Source organism: Dactylosporangium siamense (assembly GCF_016862795.1).
Lineage (GTDB): Bacteria > Actinomycetota > Actinomycetes > Mycobacteriales > Micromonosporaceae > Dactylosporangium > Dactylosporangium siamense.
The window spans coordinates 108028-130613 of record NZ_BONQ01000047.1 but is presented as its reverse complement, the minus strand read 5'-3'; the positions used below and the strand labels follow the sequence as shown (position 1 = coordinate 130613).

Here is a 22586-nt window from a genome sequence, read left to right as displayed (position 1 = left end):
GGCACAAGGTCGCCGGTGGCGCGCGGCCGTGGGCCCGGCCCGGGCGGCGCGGCACCCGGCGGTGGCCGCGTACCTCGCCGACCGCCTGCCGCCAGAGCCGGGTCCAGCCGGGTCAGGCGGTGTCGCGCACCACCGTCACGTCGTGCTCGCCGGAGCACAGCAGCCAGGTCGGCGGGATGGTCACCGTCTCGCGGTTCTCCCGGCTGGCGACGGACACCCAACGGTCGGCGCCGGTCCGCAGGTGGACACCGAAGCCGGTGCCGGCCAGCACCTCGCCGGCGGACACGGTGACCGCCTCGACCGGGGCGAACCGGGTGCGGTCGCGTAACGGCAGGCCGCAGGTGATCTCCGGCGACCGCCAGCTCGGGCTGGCGGCACCGGTCTCCAACCGGAGCACACCCGCGTTCTGCGAGGCGGCCAGCACGGTCGGGCCGTCGAAGGCCAGGTCCCAGCAGCTGCCGCCGCTCCAGCCGCTGGACACGGCCTGCCAGGTGACGGCGGCCTCGAAGAGCCGGGCCCGCTGCGCGCCCACCCCGGGACGGCGGGGGTCCGCCTCGGCGACGCCCGCCCACAGCACCGTGGCTGCTCCGTCCTGCTGCACAGCCAGTGTCCGCACGTCCACATTGGACAATCCGACCGGGGTGAAGGTACCGGCCCGGCCGCCCGCCGTCGACAGGTACACACCCTGACGCGCCTGCGCCGCGACGGCGACCCCGGTGACACCCCCGGCCGAGACGAACGCCGAGATGGCGTTGAAGCCACGGTCCGCGTCGGCCGGATCGACGAGCACCTGCACCGGAACCGCGCCCGGCTGCGGGGACAGTTCGTAGAGGCCCGTATCGGTGGCCAGCAGCAGCACGGCCGCCGCGCCGCGATCCACCCACGCCGCCGCGGTCACCGCGGCTTCCAGCTCGACCGGTTTCGTCCACCGTTCGCCGAGATCTGCTGACAGGTACACCCGAGCGTGCAGGTCGCCGGTGACGGTGACGACCGCGACCGACCGGTCCGCTGCCGGCACCACCCGACGTACCTCCTCGCCGGAGAACCGGCCGACCGCCTCCCACCCCGACCCGCCGTTGGTGGACCGGAACACCACCTCGCCGCTGCCGGTGAACCAGGCCCCGGGTTCGGCCGGGCAGCCGGCGAGGGTCCGGATCCGGCCGTCGGGTGCATCCAGCACCACGAACCGCAACTCCTCCACCCGCGACCCGACGGGCGCGGCCTCCGCCACGACACCGGCGACGGCGGACGCCCGCAACGGCTCGCCCAACGGCCAACCGTCGGGGCTACCCAGGGTCGGCAGCGGGCTGATCGCCTGGAACAGGTGCTCGTGGACGCGGGCACGGACCGCGTCCGGGTCCTCCCCGGCCGCGACGACCACCCGGCCACGGACCGACACCGGTTTGTACCGCGCCCAGCCGGTGTGCAGGCTCGTGGCCAGCGACCGCCGGCCGTCCAGGTCGCGCCGGGCCGCTTCGAGCACGTCGTCCGTCTCCCGGCCGGTGAGCACCTCGACCGGCAACCGCCAGCCCGGCCGGTCCTGCGGTGCCACGTCCGGCACGAGCACCGCCTCGATCCTGCCCGGCTGCCCGGCCGAGCAGGCGTCCGCCCGGCCGATGCCGTCCAAGCGGGCGGCGAGTGCCCGGAAGTCGCGGGCGGAGACGGCTCGCCGCGGTGCGAACGACTCGTACGGCGCCCGGCTCAGGGCCGCCGCCACGCTTTCCAGGCCCTGCCCGCCGCGGGCCGGCGCCGGGTTGGTGACGCGCACCCCGGGGATCCGGTCGCGTAGCGCGGTCAGGGTGTTGGCGGCGATGTTGCCGGCGAGCCCGCCCCCGGTCCAGTACCACATACGGATCTGGGCCCGTGCCGGTGGCACCGCGTCCGCCGCCGGGGCGAAGGTGACCGTGCCCGCGACCCGATCCAGCAGGTACTCCCGGCCGGTGCCGGTGAACGTCTCCACCGGCCGCCACAGCTCGTAGGTGACCCCGCGGAACTCGCGGACCGCCGGCCCGCGGACCGCCGCCGGCGGCACGGCAACACCGAGCAGGACGTCGTCGGGCGCGTAGGTGCGCACGATGGGCGCCCCCGCTGCCCGCAGGACCTGTCCGGGAACACCGGTGCCCTCGCCCACCAGGTCGCCGTCGACCGGTACCCCGTGCCAGGCGCGCACGGTGACCGCGGTCTGGCCCGGCTCGATCGTCGCTGGCGCGGCGGTGGCGAACACGACGGGTTCGCGGCCACCCGCCGCCCCCACCCGGGTACCGGCCGGGATCGTGACGCGTTCGTCGCCGGTACCGACCCGGGTGAACACGAGGTCGGCGGCGGCCGCGGCCGGCGGTCGCCGGGTGACTCCCAGCAGGGCAAGCAGATCCACGTACACCTTCTCCGGCAGCCGATCGGGATTCGGTAACGACGTGGTCAACACGCACCTCCTGTAGGCACCGGTGTTCGGACGGTCACTGCATTATCGGATCGGCGCCCGTCTCCGGACGCCCCCTGTTCGAACGACAAGACCGGGACGCCAGGACCGCACCCATCGACGAAGAGGCAACCGCGCGCTGGTGCATCTGTCGATCGGAGGGGGCCTCAACGAGGACGGGGTTCCGTGCCCGTCGCGGGTGGACCGGGGAACGCAACCCGCATCGCTCGGGTGCCGGGTGGGCGTTTGACGACGGTGCGGGCGGTGCTGGGCAACGCGAAGTACACACCGGCAGGCAGGTGTGGAACCGTCAGCCGGGGCGGTATACGCCGCCGCATCCGCCAGGCCCGTTCAAGGCGCAGCCGTGGGCCGGCACTGATCAGTGGGTGATCTCCAGGCAGCTGGCCCATCCGGCACTGGTGTCGGTGGTGGACTTCATCGACGCGCAGCACATCACCGCGCTTCCGGCGCCGCGCGATGCTGGAGCCCGGGACTACCGGCTGGAGGGTCCGCTGCACTGCCGATCGTGCCGGCACCGGCACGATTCGTGCTGGTCGCACGGCCGACCTGCGCACCACTGCCGTCAGGGCTGCGCCAAGGTCGTGAACCCGCTGGAGCCGATCCTTCCGGCGCGACCCCCTTGCGGAACTATGTCCGCTGGTGGGAATTAGTGTGTCGAAGGGGGGACATTAACCCCCACCCATAGCATCCCTGCCCGAAGCGGGGATTCATGTGTTGAGCCTATCGACGAAAGACTGCTTCTTCAAGTGGCTAACCCGTGACCCCGGTTGCGCTCCGAATAGCCCAAACGGCACCTTCCGCAGCCAACTTCCGCGCCGTGAGTGGGCTGCTCGGAGGGTGGCCGGCACCGACGGGACCAGGGAAGGTCCCGTCGGCGTTGCTCCGGATGGCTGTGCGATGCCGCGGATGCAGTCAGCGTCCGGGCGACGGTTGAAAGGCTTGGCTGCCTCTCTTCCGCTTAGCCTACGGCCCGCTCGTTTGGCGATTCGTTTGGTGCGGGGTGAAATCGCAGCGCGGTGCGCCGGTGCTATTCGGCCCGGTGTGGTGCGGGGAGTTCGGGTCGCATGCCGCCGTATTTGTGGAAGCGTCGCATGAATGCTTCTTCGCCGCCTTCGAGGACCTGCCGGATGTGGGTACGAATAGTCAAGTCATCGATGGAACCGTGACTGGTGACGACCATGCCCGCGTTGGTCGCGTCGAGGACGGCGACGAGTTCGGCGTCGCCCAGCATCGGGATGTTCGGGTTGTGCGTGGCGGCGATGATCTGGCGGTCGTGCCCGTCCGGCGTGAGCGCCTTCTGCTGGCGGATGATGGCGACGACGTCCTCGTAGGTGAAGCTGTTGTCGAGGTCGTCCTCCGGCTGGTCGAGCAGCATCGGCTTGCCGTCGACGGCGAAGATCAGCAGCAAGATGGCGGCGGCGCGTTGTCCCGTGGACAGTTGGTCCAGGTCGCGGCTGCCCTCTGCTTGGTGCGCAGGCGCACGACGACGCGGTCGCGAGGTGCCATCGCTTCGAGTTCGGCGAGTCGGTCGGCTTCGGGGTCGGTGAGCCAGTTGTAGATCTTGCCGGCCTGCGTCGTCGTCGGGCCGAACCTGGCCGCGACGGCGTCGGCTCCGCGTTCGGCCGTCGCGACAATCGCCGGCCCGTCGACGCCTTCGAGGGACGCGACGGCGGCGATCGCCGCCCCTTGGTCTTCTAACCCGGCGAGCAGGGGTACGAAGTTCTGCTGCGAATTTCTCGCGGTCGCCGAGCGGCTCCACGACCACCTCCAGCCGCTTCGACAGCCGGGCGCTGATGAGGTCGGCCGCGTCCTGATTCGGCGAAGATTCGCCTGTGGCCCAGGTCGGTCTCGGTGGTTTGCGCTGTTCAGGGCGATGGGTGCGGCCGGTGGGGATTTTGGCTGGCCGGAGTCGGCGCCCTCAGGCGACGCGGCAGCTTGAGGGTGCGTTTCTCCGCGAGGTCGCCGAGACCGGCAGTGGCAAGTCGCGTGCATCGCGATGGTCGGATCGGCACATCAGGGTGACGCGGCCGGCGTGGGTGGTGCACTGTGCCGATCTCGTGCAGCACCATGAGTGGTCGCTGGAGACCAAGCTCTTCGATGTTATTGAAGCCGCTGTGCACGTCGACGGCAGACAGCATGTGCTCCTGCTCGACAGCGTGGATGAGTGCAAGGCCAGGGCCGGAACGCTGGCGGGCATCCTCGAGGCCGGCTTCCGAAGCTGATCGGGGCAGGGCTGCGCGTTGTCGCGTCCTGCCGCAGCGGTGAGCTGTCCGCGGCTGTGCGGAACCTCTTTCAGAGGCTCGGCGGTGACCCGGCCCTGGTTGCTCGCCTGCACCGCCACTCGTCGCCTGGCTCTGTCCTGCCGGGTACGACCGGCTGACAGAACGGAGGGTCGTTTGGACCGAGGCGGTCGGGCAGACTGTCGCGAAGCACAATCGAGGAATGACCGAGCGGGAAGGCATGGATGCTGATCGCCGGACCGGCCTGGACAGCAAAGGCGGACAGCCCTCAGGACACCGGTCGGCAGCCGCTCGCGGTCGAAGCTGTGACCGCCGCGCACGCCGGTGAGCTGATTCCCGGAGTCATCACTACCACCCCGCACGCGCGGTATCTCTCCCTGCACGCGGCGGTGGCCGCGGAAGCCCGCCGGCTGGGCTGGGGCTCAGCGGATCAGCCGGCATTCCGCCGACTGCTCCGACGAGCCGAAGTGGTGCTTGCGGCAGTTTCAGCCCAGCACGCCGGGGCTGAACCCGCTCTCCATCGACGGCTCGGCGGTAAACAAGTACCGCACGGCATCAACGCGGTCAAACGCTGGAAGCTGGACAATAACGACTTCATGATCGACATCGCCGCTGTCGCGGACGAGTACAGCAACAGCTTGGACGGGTTCTACGGCACCTACAGCGGTATCGAAAGCGTGCTCGGTCTCGTCATACGCGACACGGTCCCAGCGCCCGGACCGGCGTCGGCGGCCGGCGAGCTCGCAGCCCTCAACGAGATCATCAAGCTCGCCAGCATGAGAGCGAAGTTGTCGACGAAGGAACTGAACGGACTTTCCCACCTTTGCCTGTGTCAGGTCGGATCTGCGCCGGACGGCCAAAATCTCCGCCGGGCGTTCTTCGGCTCGCTAGGTCAGTCCGATGAAGTCACCACCGTGCACCGGCTCAGCGCTGGCGTCGTGGTCGCGGCACTGGCCGGACAGCGTACGGACGATGAGGTCAGCCTGCTGATGGACCGGCTGTGCTGCTTTACTCCGGATCTCTCCGCCGTGCTGCCCGACGCGGGCCTGCGACTGCACGCGTTGCGATGGAGAGGCGCTCTCCTGCGGAACTGGTCGGTGTGGGCCTGGCGGATGCTGTGGGCGGCACTGGTCGACCCGCTGCAGAAGCCAGGCTCCCGCGCCATCGCGACCGCATCGTTCGTCGCAGGTCTGCCGGAAGCCACCGTCCAGTCCGTGCTCGTCGATGGGCTGCCGCCGCTGACAGACAGCCTCGGCAACCTCGAGCCGGCAGAGCACATGGTTCTCGCAGCAGTCCGCGGCCGATGGTCGGTGCTGCACATGCTGCAACTGCTCGCGATCGGGGCGCAGCGGGCTGACAACCTTGACGGTGTCAGCCGTGACGCGTTCCTGCGGTTCGATCAAACGGGCCTCGGCCCGTCATGGGTTCGCAAGTGGCTGGAGCAGGACGCCGACCGGCCCCTGCCGGACGCTGCGGCATCACTCGCCGGCGAGATGTTCACCAGGGCCGAGAAGGTCAGCCGTCAGAAGATGCAGTGGACACGGCGAGGACTTCGCATGCCCACGAGGCTGCGGACCATCGGCGATCAACTCCGCCTCGAAGGCGAGGAAGGTGACGGCCGGGCGTCACTGCGGCTCGAAACGTTCACGAGCGTGCTCCACCAACTCGGCATCCTCGGGGTCACCAAAAACGGCAGGCAATGGATGCGGGGACCTCACCAGCCGCAGGCGCACGCATGACAGCCCCGTTCGTAGAGACCACCGACTGGCAGGAGCTGGCCGGCGGCGCGCCCCCGCCCAAACTGCTCCACGCCAGACCGGTCCCGGACGCCGAAGAAGTCCTGGTCCTCACGTACACGTGCGATCTGTCGTTCGTCGAGGACGTCTGTGTCCCGCAGGCCAGAGCCACCGGCGCGCGGGTCACCGTCGTCTACGACGCCGACAAGGTCACCGGCGACGCCACACTGGCCGGTTCACCGGCCAGGGACTACATACCGGTGCCGGTGGTATGCCGGGCAAACGGGGCATTCCATCCGAAGCTCGTCGTGATCGCCTCGAGCACCGATGCCGTGATATCGATCGGTTCCGGAAACGCCACCACCTCCGGTTGGCACCACAACGCCGAGATCTGGACCCACCTGCGGGCCGACGGCCCCACCGTGCCGACCGTCGTCGGTGATCTCGCGGCATGGCTGCGCCGGCTCCCCGACATCCTGTGGGTTGACCGGCTCGGCGTCGAGCGGCTCAACGCGGTCGCCGACCTGCTCACGGTCCGCCCTATACAGCCGCAGGTCGGCGAACCACTGCTGCTGACCAACGACCGGATACCTATCATCGACCAGCTCCCGTTCCCCAACGATCCAGCTGATCTCCTCGTCGTCGCTGCACCGTTCTTCGACCCGGGGGCTGTCGCACTGACCGAGCTGATCCGGCGTACCCAGCCCGCCGAGGTAGACCTGCTGCTCACCCGCGACGTCCAATGCGACCCCGAAACCCTTGCGCAGGTGGTGTTCTCGGTCGACACCAGTGCGGTCTCGACTCCCGGCGGCACCAAGCGGTACCACCATGGCAAGGTCTTCGAATGGTGGACCGGCGGCAACGGTGTGATCGTCACAGGCAGCGCCAACTGCACCAGTGCGGCGCTGCTGGAGGCCACCTCTGCCGGTGGCAACTGCGAACTCGCTCTCCTGCAGGAAAGTGACGCGTCGACGCTCGCCGCGATGGAGTTCGAGCCCGTCGTCTTGGACGATCCCTCGCTGCCGATCCGGGACCCCGACGGCGAGCATCGGCCGCCGAGGGCGCCGATGCGGGTGCTCGCAGTCCGATGGTTCCGGACCCGCGTCGAAGTCGTCCTCTTCGTCCGGGACGAACCACCGGCCCACGTCGTCGTCGACTTCGCCGAAGAATTACACATGGTGCCACTCGTCAGCAGCGACGAACGTGTGCACACCTACGTCTTGAGCGCCGACCTGGGCCAGCCAGGACGCACCACGACCGTGCAGACCGTCGACGGCACCGTCGTCGCCGCCGCGCTCGTAACCGACGTCGATCACGCACTCACCAGGATTACCCGTCCGTCACCGCTGGAACAGACGACGCTAGCCGCGTTGCTCGGCGACGAGCATCAGGTGCGGGCCCTCTTCGACGCCCTAGACGAGCTCGCCGCTGTGCGCCCGGTCCCGACCAGTGCCGGTGGGACGGCTGCGGCGCGCCGCACCCGGCAGGAGGCGCAACTGCGCAGCGCCGCGGGGCCCGCGCTCGTGCATCTCGCACTGGGTCGTGACACCGGCCTAGCGCCGCAGCTGGCTGACGACGACGCCGCTGCTCCGGACGACCGGCGGCACGACGAGGCGGACGAGCGCAGCGGTGAGCTAGCCGCAGGCACTGAGACCGCCACGGCCGCGCACACGGTCGACAACCTGGACCGGCGTCAGCGAGAACAGCTGCAACGTCGGTTCGCGAGGCTGGTCGCCCGCAGTGCCGATTGGCCGTTGCCGGCGCAGCTCGCCGCGTTCCGAATCGTGCTCATCGTCGCCTCGGCGGGTCTGTGGCCGCACCCGGAACGCTGGACGCCGCTCATCGGTGAAAGCCTGTGGAACCTGTGGTCCGCACCTGAAGACGACGCCTTCACCAGCGAGCACGCCGCGCTCGTGACGGTCGGACTCGCCGCCTTCCGCCACGGTCAGCTCTCGTGCCCGGCGACGCCCGAACTCGCCGGTTGGTTCGAGGAGTTCCGCACAGCGTTCCGGGAGTATGAGTCGTGGCTGAAGGCGGCCTCGGATGAGCTGCTCGACCGGTACACCGCCAACCTCAGCGGTGCCACGTTCGGGTTCCGCTTCACGGGGCGCAACGTGCGGGAGGATTTCGACTGGCTCCTCGGCAGAGACCCGATTGACGAGGCGATCGCAGGGCTGGCGCTCGGCGACGATGCGATCGAACGTTCGCCGGACGGCATCGTAAGGGTCCGCTCGGCGAAGGATTCGCGCCGAGTAGCGGTGTTCGTCCTCGATGCACTTCGCGACCATCCGGGCACCCACGTCGTGGTCATCGGCCCGACCGGCGCGGAAACGCACGGTTGGTGGAATCCGCCATGCCTGCGGCTGTTCATCCCGGCTTCCGGCGGCATCTGGCAGTCGCTGACCTGGGCAAACCTGAAGACTGGCATTGCGAGCTACGCGCGAGTCCCGCTGCCGCCCTCGACCACTTGTGAGCGCGTTGCCCAGCTCCCCGATTGACTGCTGCGCCTGGAAGTGGGTCACTGGCTTGAGTGGACCAGCGATGCTGATCGGGCACGACCCAGTCAGCCATCGAGATCATTGCTTCAACTGCGTCAACAACTCTAGCAGCGTGTCGTTCACAGCGATCAGGGCAGCGACGTCACGGTTGCCAGCTGCTTGCTTCGCCAACACGCCCAGTCGCTGCCGCGCTATGACGGCGTCCTGCTGGTCGCAGCGCTCCGTGACAGCGGCGCGCGCTGATGCCGCCCACGGATCGACCATCTCCTCAGCGATTTGCAGCGCCTTCGGACGCCAACCGCGACTGCGGTCGGCTTCCTGCCGAGCTCGCTGTGCGCCGCGGTACTCCTGCCAGAACCCGAAGGCTGTTTCGCCGATTACGAGGGCTGGTCCGAGCGCGCGAGCTGCCTTCGCGGTGCCCTCGGCTGCTTTGACCGCTCCCCATGGCCCGAACTTGCGACCGACGCCGTGCCAGATCTGCTTGACGACTGTGTTGCCGACCCCGCCAGGCCGGGCTCCGGCCCCGCCGAAGTCACGGGCGATCGTCTGCAGACCGCCCAGGATCTGTTGTCGGATGACCGGCCATGCGGGAACGGCGGAAGGTTGCTCGGAGACAGCGAGCTCTTCGCTTCTGGGCTTCGGCACATACCATTCCAGAGCGCTACCCACGTTCTCGCTCGTCCGCTCCGCGTCGGCGTCCAGGACACTGTCGAACTGCTTCTGCGCCTCGGCGGCGACCGCGCTCAACTGGTCCTCGTCGATTTCGGGGCCCAGTTCCACGAGCTTCAACGCCACGAACGCCTTCGCCTCCTCCGCGGCGCGGGTGACAGATTCGGTCATCTGTTGCCGCTGTTCAGCGATGGCACCAGCGATCTCGTCGAGTTGGCTGAGGAGCGGGTCGCCGCCGGCTGCGACGGACATCGTGTCGATCGCGTCACGGCCGTAGGCGGCGAGCTCTCGCAGTGGTGTTGCAAGCCGCAGGTGTGCTCCGCGCGCGCGAACAGTCTCGTCAAGAGAGTCGGCCAGTTCGCGTATGCCTGACATCCGCCGCCGCTGCTCTGGCTGGGGGAAGTCCTCTGCCTGCAGCCAACTACGTGCGTCCGTCCGCACCACCGGTATCAGGTCGAAGACCTCACCGAGTACTTCTCGTAGGTGACCCTCAACCTGTGCCAGGTCTGACCCTTCTGCGGCGCTCTTATTGACGACCAGGAGCAGTTGACTGAGAGTCCGTAGCCGCTGCCGCAGGAGCGTGAAGTAGTCCGCGGCGACGTCATCGAACCCTTCTGCTGTGGCGACGAAAACCACTGCGTCGGCGCCGCGCAGCGCCTCCTCGGTAATCCGGTCATGCGCGTTGTGTTCCCTGGTCCTTACTCCCGGTGTGTCGACGATGAGATGGCCTTGCCATGGGTATGGCGTCGCTCGCGTCGTCGCGATGTCCGCGCCGATCTCAATGTCGAGACCGGTGAGGCACTTGATGAGCGACGACTTGCCGGCTGAGTACTGACCGACGAACACGACCGTGACCGCGTCGGCCGCATCGGCGGTCGGCACATCAGTGGCGAGCGCGCGGAGCTCGTCGTGCGCCGCGTTGGTGAGGACTGCGACAAGTCGGTCGCGGGCGTGGTGTGTCGCGCTGACGATGCCGGCAAGCGCAAGCAGGTTTGCCTGGCTGATTTGGCGATCAGTCATGTCTCAGTCCGTCCGTGATTCAGCTTCACTTGCGAGTTCCCTGACCAGGCGCGCGAGCTGAGCGGACCACATCGCGTACGTCTCGATGTGCAGAGCCCTCTCGTTGAGGACTGTATCAATGCTCCGGCGGATTGGCTCCCAGCTTGCGCTCACAGCGTCTTCGGCGCAGGTACGGGCCTGTGCCAGCGCGGTCATGTAAGCGGCCTGGGCCTTTTGCACTGAGGCTTCCCGTTTGATCAGCTCACGCTTGAGCGTCGGCGCAAGGTTCTTCCGGGTGTTGTCGACGGTTCGTTCGCTGACAAGGCCACTCACCAATGGGGCGACCAGTCCGTCGGTAAGTGCGATGGCGGCCACCGCGGCGGCTCCCTTCACCCCGCGAGCTACCCAGTTGGCAGCGCGCGCGTTGAGTGGGTCGCCATCGAGTGACGCTTCAGGCAGTTGCGGCTCCTCGACCTGCATCTGCAGGGTCGGCGGGTCGAGACCGTGGCCGTTGACGAGCTGGTGCAGGCATTTCTCGGCGGCACGCTCTGCGGCCTGCGCGAGACTCGCGTGTGCCTGCTTGCTCGCTGCGACCGCCTCGGACCGCATGTGCTCCTGCGCCTTCCCCCGGTGCGGCTCCTTCGCCGCGTAGCGCGCAGCTGCCACGACGCGTGTGTTGGCCGATGCGAATGCGTTCGCAGCTGCGTGCTTGACCTTATCCCCGTATTCGTCCGCGGCTGCCTGGGTGTCATCGCGCAGCTTCTTTCTGTCGGCGACGAGTTCCCTCTTGTGGGCCCGAAGCGTCGCTGCGACGACATGAGTTGCCTTCGCTGCATCAGCAGCGCGTGCGCGGAGAACCGCAGCGGCGGTTACGGGGCGACGTGTGTGTGCTTCCGCCGCGGCAACCGCCAGCGCCGCCTCTGCGGCCAGCACGCCAGACTGGCTCAAGAGCCGCTGGTCTTGGCCCTCGAGACCGCGCTGCGCAAGCCACAAGTTGACGTGCGCGATCGTCGGGTCGCTGACATCAACTTGTGCCAGCACAGTGCGAATCCGTGCTTCTTGCCCACTGATGTCGGAGAAGATCACTGCGGGCGACAGATCGCCGGCGAGTTCCTCGGCTGTGAATGCCTGCTTGTGGTTGACAAGGACGAAGACTGGGATGCCGGGAGCGATTGCTTGCAGCACCGGCGCCACCGTCGCCGGCTGCTGGCTGTCGGACCCCGCCACCCACACAACGAGGTCAGCATCTTTCGCGGCCGTCAAGGCGGACGCATCGTCGACGGCTCCCTGGTAGGCGCCGACGCCGGGCGTGTCGACAACGTCAATGCCCCGCCACCGGTAGGTGATCGGGATACTCGTCGTGCGTTGCCCGCCCTTTCCGATGCCGTCGACGCCTTCGCCCGTCAGCACGAAGCGAAGCGTCGACTTCCCCGCCTTCGTACGACCGATGCACACCACCCGCGCAGCATCGCCGCGCACTCGGATCAGCTCGGCCAGGAGGCCTTCGATGATCTCCCGTGCCTGGCCGATCTGCAGCCTCAGCGAGGTATCGCGAGCGGTGTCATTCTCTTGCTCGGTGGCGGCCCCGACCTCTTCGAGCATCGCCAAGAGCCGGCCAGCGACCTCGACGACCTTCGCGTTCCCGCCCCGCGCGTCCGCAGGCACTCTTGCCTCCTCCCTGTGCGGCCGACGCACCTCGAAAGGGACATTTACGTCATTGTGCCCCGTACAGCGGTGTCGCGTCATCATGATCGCACTCCCCTGCCAGTCGACCTGGGGGCGTCGCCGTGATCGAGTTCGCTGCGGCCTCGTCGTCGCCGTCCCGGAAGGCCGCAGTCGCTCTGGCCATCGCCGCCGTCGCGGTCAAGGAAGGCCACGAAGCCTGGCGCGGCGACGCCTGCTGCTCACCCGCTGCCGCGCTGCGCACACCTACCGTCGTAGTGCACAACATTGCTTTGCCCATGCGGGAGCGTTACGGATCTTCCGACATTGACCGGTGCAGTCCGAGTAGCTCAGTCGCTGTCCGAGACGACGAAGGTAGCTCGCTCACCGAGGATCATGCTGGCAGCTGATAGTTCGGCCAGACGCGCGGACAAGGTAGCTATGGCCAGCCGTTCCGGTAGGGCCGCGTTGAATTTGAGGCCTACGAGTGCCTTCGGGTCGACGTCCGGCAGGCAGAGCCGTTGGGGGGCGTCCGAGACCGCCGAGCGCCAGTCGTCCGGGGTGAGGTCTGTACGTAGTCGGATGTGCTGGTCGTCGAAGTATCCGGCGGGGTCGACCAGCTCATTGAGGGTGGTGGCGAGGGTGGCGTTCGCGCGGTAGCCGGCCCAGGTCCACCAGCGCAGCTGTCCACGGTTGCGGTGCACGACCGTGCCACCTGGATGCGCGTGCGAAGACAGGCGCAGCCGGGTCTCTTCGAGGCGGCTGCGAGCCCGGCGGGTCAGCCGTACCGGCGGGTCGGCGCCGAGGAGCACGCCCCGCATGGCTCGGACCAGTTCGAAGCTGAGCCCGGCGACGCCGCCACTGGTGTTCCAGCGTGCCTTTCCGCCGCTGTCGGCGGGTTCGACGAAGCAGCGTCGCCGGACCCAGTCAACATAGGTGACCCGCCAGCTGCGTCCGGCGAGCAGGAGGAGCCGTGGCCCGCGGACCTCTTCGGTGAGCAGTGCGGGGTCGGTCCGGCCGATCTCGGTGCGTCCGCTCAGGACAGTGAACTGTGGCGGTGCGGTGAAGACTGCGGTCATGTCCATGAAGTGGCGTCGGCCGAAGCGCAGCTCTGCTTCTGGGCCGATGTGGAGCATGCCGGCGTCCTGGTCCAGGTAGCCCTGTTCGACCAGGTACCGCTGGATGACCTCGGCGGTCTTGTCGAACGGTGGTAGCCCGTTCCAGGCGGCTGGCCAAAGGTTCTCGCCGACCTGGTGTTCCTGCAGACACAGCGCGAGGAGTTGTTGCGCGACGATGTGTCTCGGCTCGGGCGGTGGCGTGACGGGCTCGACCCATCCGCTGCCCCAGAGGCTCAGCAGCCCCGCAGCCTGCAGCAGGCCCGGTTCGTCGAGGGCGAGGAAGAGGCAGTTGCGTGCGCTGCCGGGCCGTCGTCCGCTGCGTCCGAGGCGTTGCAGGAAGGACGCGACAGTGCGTGGCGCGTTGATCTGCAGTACGCGGTCGAGGTCGCCGACGTCGATGCCGAGTTCCAGTGTGCTGGTGGAGACGATGACGCAGTCACGCGCTTCGGCGAACGCCTCCTCGGCGCGGCGGCGTTCGTCGACGGAGAGGGAGGCGTGTGACACGAATGTGGTGACGCCCCGGTCGCGCAGCGCCGCGCCGAGCTCTTCGACGAGTTGGCGGGAGTCGCAGAAGACGAGCCGTTTCTCTCCGGCGTGGAGGGCGGCGATGACGGTGGCGGCGTTCGGTACGGAGCCGACGTAGTCCAGTTCGATGTCGCCGGGAGGAACGCTGCCGCCGAAGACGACGGGTGTGGGGAGGTCGGGCGCGATGACCGACCCGGGTCGTTGCCCCCGTTGGGCGCCTTGCAGCCAGTGCAGCAGTTCGTCGGGGTTGCCGACGGTGGCGGAGAGCCCGACCCGTTGGATCGGATGCCCGGCGACCCGGCTCAGCCGCTCCAGCACCGCGAGGAGGTGCCAGCCGCGGTCGTCGCCGGCGAACGCGTGCACCTCGTCAACGACGACGGTTTGTACGCCGCCGAGGAACGACGCGTGGTCGACGTTGACGCTGACCAGCATCGCTTCCAGAGATTCCGGTGTGGTGAGCAGGACGTCGGGGCGGTTGCGCAGGATCTGCCGGCGCTGTGGCGTGTTGACGTCGCCGTGCCAGAGGGCCACGGTGTGTCCGATCCAGCCGGCGTACTGCTCGAGACGCGGGAGGAGGTTGTTCAGCAGCGCTTTCAGCGGGCACAGGTAGATCAGCGACGGTCCGCGCCACTGCTCGGCGGCCATCCGCGACAGCAGCGGCAGGGCGGCGGCCTCGGTCTTCCCGCCGGCCGTCGGGGCCAGGAGTAAGGCGTCGTCGCCGGCCATCAGCGGGGCGACCGCGGCCTCCTGCAATGGTCGCAGTGCCGACCAGCCCAGCGTGTTGGCGACGTGATGCTGGATGGACGGGTGCAGCGCCTCCAGGCTCACGGTACCTCGAGGTCGATGTCGTCGGCGTTGGCCGCGTTGCGTTCCACGTCGGACATTTCGGTGTCGGTCACGGTCAGGGCGTAGTGCCGGCGGGGGTCGAAATCCGTGTGGAGGTCGACGGGGTCGAGGACGCCGGCGACGAGTTTCTTCAGGAACAGCCGGGGTGCGATGCCGGCCTTTCCGCCGAGCCTGCCGGCGACGGCGTTGGCCAGGTCGTGCAGGTAGCGGTCGTCGACGGTGGTGGCGATGCGGGCTGGGTCGGTGGTGCCGGCGGCGAAGAGGTCGCGGACCTTGGTGCCGAGGTCGGCCAGCGCGTCGATGGTGAAGCCGGGCAGCCTGATCTGGACAGCTCGCGGGTTGTCCCAGCGGGGATCGGTGGGGAAGTCGGTGGCGAGCCGTTGGGCGAGTGGGGCGAGTCGTTGGGCGCCCTGCTGGCCGTCGAAGAACGGTGGTGTGCCGGTGATGACCAGGTACAGGCCGGGGAAGCGACCCGTGTACACCTCGTCGATGAGCTGCCGCAGAGCGTTGAGAGCTTTGTCGCGGGCGTCGGACCGGACTCGTTGCAGGGTTTCGACCTCGTCGAGGACGAGCAGGAGGCCGGGGTGGCCGGAGTCTCGCAGGACGGTCAGGAGCCCTTGGAGGAAGCCGAGCGCGCCGAAGTGGTCGAGGTCGCCGCGGACACCGGCGATGCGACGGGCCGCGGCGGCGACGTGCGGTTGCCCGCCGAGCCAGGCGAGGATCGCGGCTGCTGTGGTCGGGTCACCGCCGATCGTGGCGGCCCGGTAGGCGGCGAGGGCAGCAGCGAAGGTCGGCGCGGTCCGGCCCACTTCGGTGAGGCGTTGCTGCAGCAGGTCAGCGACGGTGTGTTCCAGTGCTGCGGCGTCGTCGGCGGGTGTACCGGCGGCGAGGGCGTCCTCTTCGAGGGCGTAGAACCACGAGTCGACCACGGGCCGCAGCGCGCTCGGCGGGAACGCTGATGTGGTCAGGCGTTCCGTGAGCCGCCGGTACACGGTTTCCAGCTTGTGCAGCGGCGTCTCGGTCTCGGAGATCTGCACCTCGGCGGTGGCGAAGTTCGCTCTTCGGGCCCGGTCGGCGAGCCAGCGGGCGAAGAAGGTCTTGCCGGCGCCGTACTCGCCGCGGACGGCCTTGAAGACCGCACCACCACCCGCGACCACGTCGAGGTCTTCCTCGACGCTGCCGGAGAAGCGGTCCAGGCCGACGGCGAGCAGGTCGAGCCCGGTTTCGGGGACGGCGCCGCGCCGCAGCGCGTCGATGACCTGCCGGCGCCGCGCGGCGCTCACCGCGGCGGTCATCGCACGTCGTCCGGGAGGCCGAACTGGGCGCGCAGCAGCGCGACGTTGAGCCGGACGGTCTGCCCGCCGTCGATCAGTTGCAGCACCTCGAAGTTGTCGACGTTGAGGATGCGGGCCAGGGTGGTAGCGAACCCGCTGGCCCGTGCCGGCACCTCACCGGCGCGCTGCGCGAAGACCGGCAACGGCAGCGTGTTGTTGGCCGCGAGGAGCGCGTCGAGGGCAGCTCTGATCTTCGGTTTCGGCATCCGTCGCGCGGTGGACGCCTGCTGCGCCTCGAACATCTCGCTGGCGAACAACGCGTCGAGCAGTCCGGGCGCGGGCGCATCCGCGACTGGCGTGTCGAGCACGATGTCGAGTGCTTCCTGCCCTTGCGGTACCGGACGACGGGTACCTTTCCGCGGGGGAACGGCCGGCGCGATCGTCGCGACAGGCGCTGCCGGTGTGGCCGGCGTGACCGGTTCCCACCAGGCCGGGCGTTGGTCGGACAACGCCCCCCAGCCGGCCGGGACCTCGGCGCCGCGGGACAGGAACGCCAGCAGTGGAATGGCGACCTCCGCGAGGGCCGCACCACCGTGGTAGCCAGCGTTCTTCGGCCCGTACCGCAGATCCGGATCCCAGAGCGCGACGATGCGGTGCTCATCGGCGACGACCCGGGGGCCGGACAGCAGCACCTCACCAGCGCCGACCGGTGTCGAGCCGGGACGTCGATGGCGCCCGGATTCGGCCGCGTCGACGGAGCGGTGTGTGCCGTCGCGGTGCAGTACGTGACCGTGGTCGCTGGTCAGGATCACCGCGCGGCCCGCGCTTCGGGCATGGTCGAGCAGCACCCGCAGCGGTCCGAGGTTGTTGAGCCGCCATGACGCGTCGGCGGATTCGCGGCCCCGGTCGAGCGCGTCGTCGACGGTGTTGATGACGACGGCGACGACCGTCTGCGCGTCGCCGAGCGCCTGCACCAGTTCCGCACCCAGGACTTCACCGGCCCCGCCGTGCAGCGATCCCTTGTGGAAGAGCCGTGCCGGGCGGCCGGCCCACAGCGGATGCGACTCGAAGGCGGTGCGCTCGTCGTCCTGGCCGCCGCTGAGTAATTTGCCGCTGAGCAGCGACGCCCGGGAGACGGTGGTGAGCGTGGGCAACGCGGCTACGACGCCGCGCCGCCGGGGCTGAGCGGCCGCCTTGTCGGCACCGGACAGCGGGTCGAACTCGACGAGGCCGTGGTCGGTGAGGTCCTGGGCCAGTTCGGCGGCGACGGCGGTGCTCATGCCGTCGAGGATGACGAGCAGCACCGGTGGTCCGGCATCGCGGATCAGCGGCGCGACCACCCGTTCGAGGACCTTCTCCACGACCAGGGTCGGCCCGGACAGCGGTCCGCCCGCGGCGGTCCACGTCGCCAACCGGCCGGCGAACGCCTCATCGAGTGCGCGCCTGCGGGCCGCCACCTGCTGGTAGAGGTCCCGGTACGCCGCCTGCAGCACCGGGTGCGCCTCCTCGCCCGCCCAGACGTGGGTGAGCGCCCAGTCCACCCAGCCCCACTGGGCGACCTGCTGGTCGATCGCCTCCCCGACGCCCTGCGGCGGCGTCGGATCTCCCAGCGCCAGCCAACGGGTCAGGCGCAGCGCCATCCGGGCCCGTTCGACCCGCTGCGGCTGCGCGGATGCCAGATGGTGCTTGCCGAGCGCGTCGACCGCGGTCTCGAGCGCCGGCAACGACAGCGGTCCGGGTTTGGCGAGCGTGCCGTGCAGGGCGCGGGCAACGGTCCCGACCAGGTGGTCGAAGCCCGACCGCAGAATCGGACTGGATGCGGCGGCGGCCTGTGCGCCGAGCTGGATGACGAGCTTTTCTGCCTGGTCGAGCACCTGCCGCAGGTGCAGCGCGACGGCAGCACCGTGCACACCGTCGCGTCCGGACTCCACCAGCATTTCGGCGACGACCTGTTCGGCCGTCCGGCCGAGCGCGACAAGTTCCTGGTCGCCGAGTGCGGCGTCGTTGAGGTACTGGTCGACCCGGCCCTTGGCGCGGGCAGCGTCAGCGCTGTCGTCGGACCAGAGGACCGCGCACACCAGCCCGAGCGGGAGGCTGTCCCCGACCCGTCCGGCCTTGATCAGGGCGAAGACGGGACGTGCCGAATTGCCGGTCCGTTCCACCAGCCAGTCCTGCAGGCCGGCGCGTTCGTCGGCTGGCAGGTCGGTCAGCGCGGCGGTGGCCTCGGGCCGCAGGGTCCACCTCAGCAGCGCGGCACCGTCGAGGTTCTCGGCGTCACCGTTGGTGGCGTTGAGGCCGAGCCGTGCCGCGGCGAGGCAGCTGAGCGCCACGTCGCGGGTGAGCACGGTGCCGGATAGTTTCGGCCATCCGGTGCTCGGCATCGCGTCGATCAGTGCCGTGCCGGCCCACCGCTGCTGCGCCAGCCGCGGATCGACCCGTTGGGCGCCGAAACAGTCCGCGATCAACGACCAGGGTTCGATGGTGATGACCTTGTTCCGGAACACGTCGCTGAGCACGCCGGGGCCGAGTTCGGTGTCGGTCAGGTCGGTCAGGACCACCAGCGGCTCGGGTGCGGCACCGGTGCGGTGTCCGACGAGGTGGTCCCACACCGCGAGCGTGGAGACCGCCGTGGTGACCCGGATCGGGGTTCCGTCCGTGAGCGTCAAGGTCGGCTCAGTAGCGGCCCATTGCGGTTCCGCGCGCAGCAGGATCACCGGGGCGGGCCCGTCCGCAGCCCGCCGGTGGCGGGCGAGTTGTTGCTCTATCTTGCGGGTCAGTGCCGCCGGCGTGATGCGTATGACCCGGGATCGCGTGGCGTCGGGAGCGGTCATCCGACTTCCCGCCACGAAACAGTGAATCGCTTGCCCGGCTTCGCGGTAACCGCCGCGCGCAGTGCTTCGACGACCTCCGCCAGGTTGGCTGCCGTGACATCCGGATGGGTGGTGACGTCCGGCAGGTCGACCACGACCGGCGGATCGACGACAACCACCCGATCACCCTTCGGCTTGATGATGGCCCGGTTCAGCAAGGTCGACGCCTTGGACCTGGCGGACGTGAGCGCCTGTGCCAGCTTCACCTTCGCGGTCAGCTCGTCCACACGCGCGACCGTTCGTAGTTCTTCCAGGATGTCGGCGCCCTCGCGGTCGAACGGCGCCGGGAGCTGCACGACGAGGTTCAGTGAGTTCCAGTCCATCTGGTCGAGGGCCTGGGCGTTCGTGGTGGCGGACTTGATGCTCGTACCGCACCGGTCCGCCGGTCCACCGAGATCCGCTGTCGCCAGGTGCTCGATGACGTCGACGGTGCTTGCCCGGGAGTGCAGCCCGTCGAGCAGATCGGCGGCGGCCTGAGCGGTGTGCAGCCGTCCGCTGTCGGGGGAGAGGTCGAGCTGCTCGGCATGGTTCTGCAGCTGGCGCAGCAGCCGATGGGCGTTGTCGCGGTGCCGGGCAGCCTCAGTCGAGATGTCACGTACGAGCAGCGCCACCAGCCGGCCGCGCCGCGGCCCGGGCGTCGTCACCCCGAACAGGTCCATCGACCGGCGGACCGCCGTCTGCCAGTGCTCCTCCGACGGCAGCGCCTGTTCCCGCAGCGTGTAGTGCTCGCGGATGGTCGTTAGGTCCGGCGGCGGGTTGAGCACCCCGCCCTGCTGCAGCCACGCCCGGTCGGTCTGCTCCGCGAAACACATCAGGACCAGACCGGCGACGTGACGGTCCAGGCCGTAGGGCTGCGGCTCGTCCAGCCAGCGCAGCAGGTCCTTCACCTTCAGGTCGTCGCTGATGCCTTCCTGCGCCGCCTTCTGGTGGAAGTGCTGCACCCAGTGCCGTCCCAGCACGAACGCCGACTCGTACATTTCGCCCAGCCGCAGCGGGTTGGCGATCCGCCGGACGGTGAGGCGATCCTTGCGCTCCACCTCGACCCGACCGTCGGGAGTGTCGATCGCCTGACGCACGACCTCGAGCACCAGCTTCAGGTCGGCTGGCTTGACGACGGTGCCGTTGCGGTCCGGGTCGAAGTCCGGATGCGCCGGGAACTGGTTGGCCAGCATCTGGTCGGCCAGCGCATGCAGGGCCTGCTTGAACGCCGCACCGACCGGCAACGTCGGCGTCAGCCCGGCGGCCAATGCCAGGACATGATCCTGGTACGAGGTGACGACGTCACCTGACTGCTTCGCCGCCAACCCGTACGCCTGCCGCAGCAGCGTCCGCATCCGGTTCATCAGAGCGTCCCGCTGGCTGCGCAGGGTGTCGAACGCCCGCCGCCGGTCGTCCTTGCTCAGATGCTGGGCGTGGCTGTCGAACCGCTGGCCGCTGAGCACGGCGTCGATGATGACTAGCCGGCCCAGGTCGTTGAGACGGTCGGTGGTGAACGCGGCCGGGATCCAGCACACGGTGCGCGGTGCGATGCGTTCACCGAGGCGGTGCACGCGGTCGCGGTCGTCGGCCGGGCTGTGGTTGCCCTCATCGAACGGGTAGTCCACTACCAACCGCCACGCGTTGGGGTCCAGCGGATGGAAGGCATCGTCGCGGATGTTGTTCTCGTCGCGCACGTTACCGAAGATCACTTCAAGCTGGCGGCGGCTGCCGCGCCAAGTCAGGTCCGCCGTGTCGACGTACTGACCGGACTCGGTGATGCCGAGCTCCTCCCAGAGCAGCCGCTTCACCATCGAACGCCGGTTGGCCGGTTTGTCGAAGTGGTGCGCGGACTGCAGCACGCTGTCCACGTCGACGCCGACGAGTTCCAGCGACACGACCGGGTCTTCGATGCCCAGTTTCTTGATCTCCCCGAACTGGCCCGCCCAGTCGTCGATCTTGCGCATGACCTGGCCGACCTCACCACCCGGAATCGGGCTGGTGATACTGCCGTGGTTCAGCGCCGACAGCCGCCGCGCGGTCAGGTTCCGCAGCGCCGGTACGGTCGGCGCCAATGCCGACAGCAGCAGCGTCTTGATGATCCGGTCGTCGCCGGTGAACACCCGGACCCGGCCGGCGAGGTCCGCCGGCACGTCCGCGCCGCGGCGGACCCGCTCCACGTCGTCCTCACCGATGCCGTAAACACTCAGCAGGTACGGGCGGAGCCGCCCCTGGTACAGCCGCTGCGCCGTCTCGAACTCGATCTTCAACTTCTCCGTGAACGGCTGGTCGCCACCCCGGCTGATCACCTCGTACAGTTCACCGAGCGGCACCAACTGCCCCAGCCGCAGGTCGTCACGACGCTCGACGAGAAGGTCCCGCATGAGCTTCAACGCCGTCCGGGACCGCTGCAGCGCGCTGGACACCTGCACCAGTGTGCTGATGAACGCCGGACTGAACGGATACGTGGCGCGGAACGAGGCGATGTCCGCGCCGTCAGCGCCCATGAGCGTGTCGAAGACGTCGCGGCGCACTTCCTTCGTGGTGCGCTCGAACGCGTCGGCGATCTGCTGACCGGCCTCGACCGACACCGGCTTGAGCAGACGCTGCCGGGCGATGTCCGGCAGGTTGCGGTCCTCGAGCGTGATCACCTCGAACCGGCCGCTGGCCAGGTTCAGCGTGTCCATGAACCCAAGCTCGGTCGCGCCGGTCACGTCCGTGCCGACCAGCTCCCGCAGGTCACGCTGCCGGGCAATGAAACTGACGATCGGGATCGGCCGCCGGGTGTCGCCACCTTCGACGAAGTTCGTGATCTTCTGGATCTCCCGCGCTACGAACTTCTCGTCCGCGATCGAGTTGGCCAGCCACAGGATCAGCTCGTCCAGGAACAGTACGAGACCGTCGTACCCCAGGCTCTTGGCGTGCCGGCTGATCTCGGTGAGGCCGCGGTCGAGGGAGACGAACCCCTCCGCGTCCTCCTGCGCGTTGGTGAAGAATCCCTGGTTCCAGGTCAGCAGTAGGTCGTTGACCAGCTTCTGGCGGTCCTCGTCGTCGGCCGGTGCGGCGAATGCCGCGTCGAGCCGCTGCGGCGTCCAGGACTCCTCGTCGCCCCACTCGTCGTCGCTGCCCGGCAGCCCGCCGATGAACGCCGCATCACCCATCGTCTTGCGCTGGTACCGCGCACTGTCCAGCAGCGCGTCGGTCCGATGCACCGCCGGAATCGGCGCGTCCGGGTGCAGCCGCCGGATGTGCTCGACGTAGCCGCCGAGGACCTTCTGCTCCAGCGACTTGGCGCCGATCAGATGGAACGGCACGAGCAGGAAGTTCTTCCCCGACAGCCACTCGTCGTGCTTGCCGAGCAGCCGCGCGAACTCGTCCCGCTCCCGCGCGACCTGCTCACCCCGCAGCAATGCGTGCAGCACCGCCATGAAGTGCGACTTACCGGCACCGAACGAGCCGTGCAGGTACGCCGCCTTCGACCCGCCGCTGAGCGCTCCGGCGATCAGGTTGAGCGCTTGGTCGAAGTTTTCGACCAGACGGTCCGTGATCACGTACTCCCGCAGCGTCTCCCGCGGATCGGTCACGCCCTCCACGAGCTTGAGCACGAAGTCGCTCTGGCTGGACCGCTCCGGAATACTGATCAGCTCACGGAGCAGCGGCGGGGTCGTCGGTGCCATGGGCGTCACCGTAGCGTGCCAGTCACCGTCGATACACGACCCCGGCCGACGCGCCA

General features: G+C 69.0%; 11 protein-coding genes and 1 pseudogene. 4 read left to right on the top strand and 8 right to left on the bottom strand.

Annotated elements, in window-relative coordinates:
* Positions 1-112 precede the first annotated feature (112 nt).
* Positions 113-2374, bottom strand: coding sequence for a baseplate J/gp47 family protein (locus tag Dsi01nite_RS15160; protein WP_203846767.1), 2262 nt, complete (start codon positions 2372-2374; stop codon positions 113-115).
* Positions 2375-3467: 1093 nt separating this feature from the next.
* Positions 3468-3848, bottom strand: coding sequence for a hypothetical protein (locus tag Dsi01nite_RS15155; RefSeq protein WP_203846766.1), 381 nt, complete (start codon positions 3846-3848; stop codon positions 3468-3470).
* A 478-nt stretch (positions 3849-4326) separates the two neighbouring features.
* On the opposite strand from Dsi01nite_RS15155, the gene Dsi01nite_RS15150 reads away from it, so the two are divergent.
* From Dsi01nite_RS15150 to Dsi01nite_RS15140, 3 genes are all read left to right on the top strand, one after another.
* Positions 4327-4662, top strand: a complete 336-nt coding sequence (locus tag Dsi01nite_RS15150) for a hypothetical protein (protein WP_203846765.1) — start codon at positions 4327-4329, stop codon at positions 4660-4662.
* Between the two features lie 242 nt (positions 4663-4904).
* Entirely contained in the window at positions 4905-6419 is a 1515-nt protein-coding gene (locus Dsi01nite_RS15145; RefSeq protein WP_203846764.1) for a hypothetical protein, read from the top strand.
* Positions 6416-8914, top strand: coding sequence for a phospholipase D-like domain-containing protein (locus Dsi01nite_RS15140; protein WP_203846763.1), 2499 nt, complete (start codon positions 6416-6418; stop codon positions 8912-8914). Before Dsi01nite_RS15145 ends, Dsi01nite_RS15140 begins: the two co-directional genes overlap by 4 nt.
* A gap of 78 nt (positions 8915-8992) precedes the next feature.
* Here the strand turns inward: Dsi01nite_RS15140 and Dsi01nite_RS15135 are convergent, their stop codons facing one another.
* Together Dsi01nite_RS15135 and Dsi01nite_RS15130 are read right to left on the bottom strand one after the other, a co-directional pair.
* A complete protein-coding gene (locus Dsi01nite_RS15135) occupies positions 8993-10603 on the bottom strand; it encodes a GTPase (protein WP_203846762.1) in 1611 nt (536 codons plus the stop codon).
* Between the two features lie 3 nt (positions 10604-10606).
* Positions 10607-12247 (bottom strand): GTPase, encoded by a 1641-nt coding sequence (locus Dsi01nite_RS15130; RefSeq protein WP_203846761.1) that lies wholly within the window; start codon positions 12245-12247, stop codon positions 10607-10609.
* Positions 12248-12420: 173 nt separating this feature from the next.
* Here Dsi01nite_RS15130 and Dsi01nite_RS57310 point away from each other — a divergent pair.
* A pseudogene (locus tag Dsi01nite_RS57310) lies at positions 12421-12519 on the top strand (cation transporter); the annotation flags it as partial.
* A 75-nt stretch (positions 12520-12594) separates the two neighbouring features.
* On the opposite strand, the gene Dsi01nite_RS15125 reads toward Dsi01nite_RS57310, so the two are convergent.
* The 4 genes from Dsi01nite_RS15125 to Dsi01nite_RS15110 are packed head-to-tail and all read right to left on the bottom strand — an operon-like array spanning position 12595 to position 22530.
* Positions 12595-14715: a DEAD/DEAH box helicase gene (locus Dsi01nite_RS15125; RefSeq protein WP_203846760.1), complete on the bottom strand. Its 2121-nt coding sequence runs from the start codon at positions 14713-14715 to the stop codon at positions 12595-12597.
* The gene (brxD, locus tag Dsi01nite_RS15120) at positions 14712-16028 is read right to left on the bottom strand and encodes a BREX system ATP-binding protein BrxD (RefSeq protein WP_203846759.1); all 1317 of its coding nucleotides are present in this window, start codon (positions 16026-16028) and stop codon (positions 14712-14714) included. The genes Dsi01nite_RS15125 and brxD overlap by 4 nt, the downstream gene beginning before the upstream one ends.
* The gene (pglZ, locus tag Dsi01nite_RS15115; protein ID WP_203846758.1) at positions 16025-18838 is read right to left on the bottom strand and encodes a BREX-2 system phosphatase PglZ; all 2814 of its coding nucleotides are present in this window, start codon (positions 18836-18838) and stop codon (positions 16025-16027) included. The genes brxD and pglZ overlap by 4 nt, the downstream gene beginning before the upstream one ends.
* Positions 18835-22530: a DUF6079 family protein gene (locus Dsi01nite_RS15110; RefSeq protein WP_203846757.1), complete on the bottom strand. Its 3696-nt coding sequence runs from the start codon at positions 22528-22530 to the stop codon at positions 18835-18837. Before Dsi01nite_RS15110 ends, pglZ begins: the two co-directional genes overlap by 4 nt.
* Between the last annotated feature and the right edge of the window lie 56 nt (positions 22531-22586).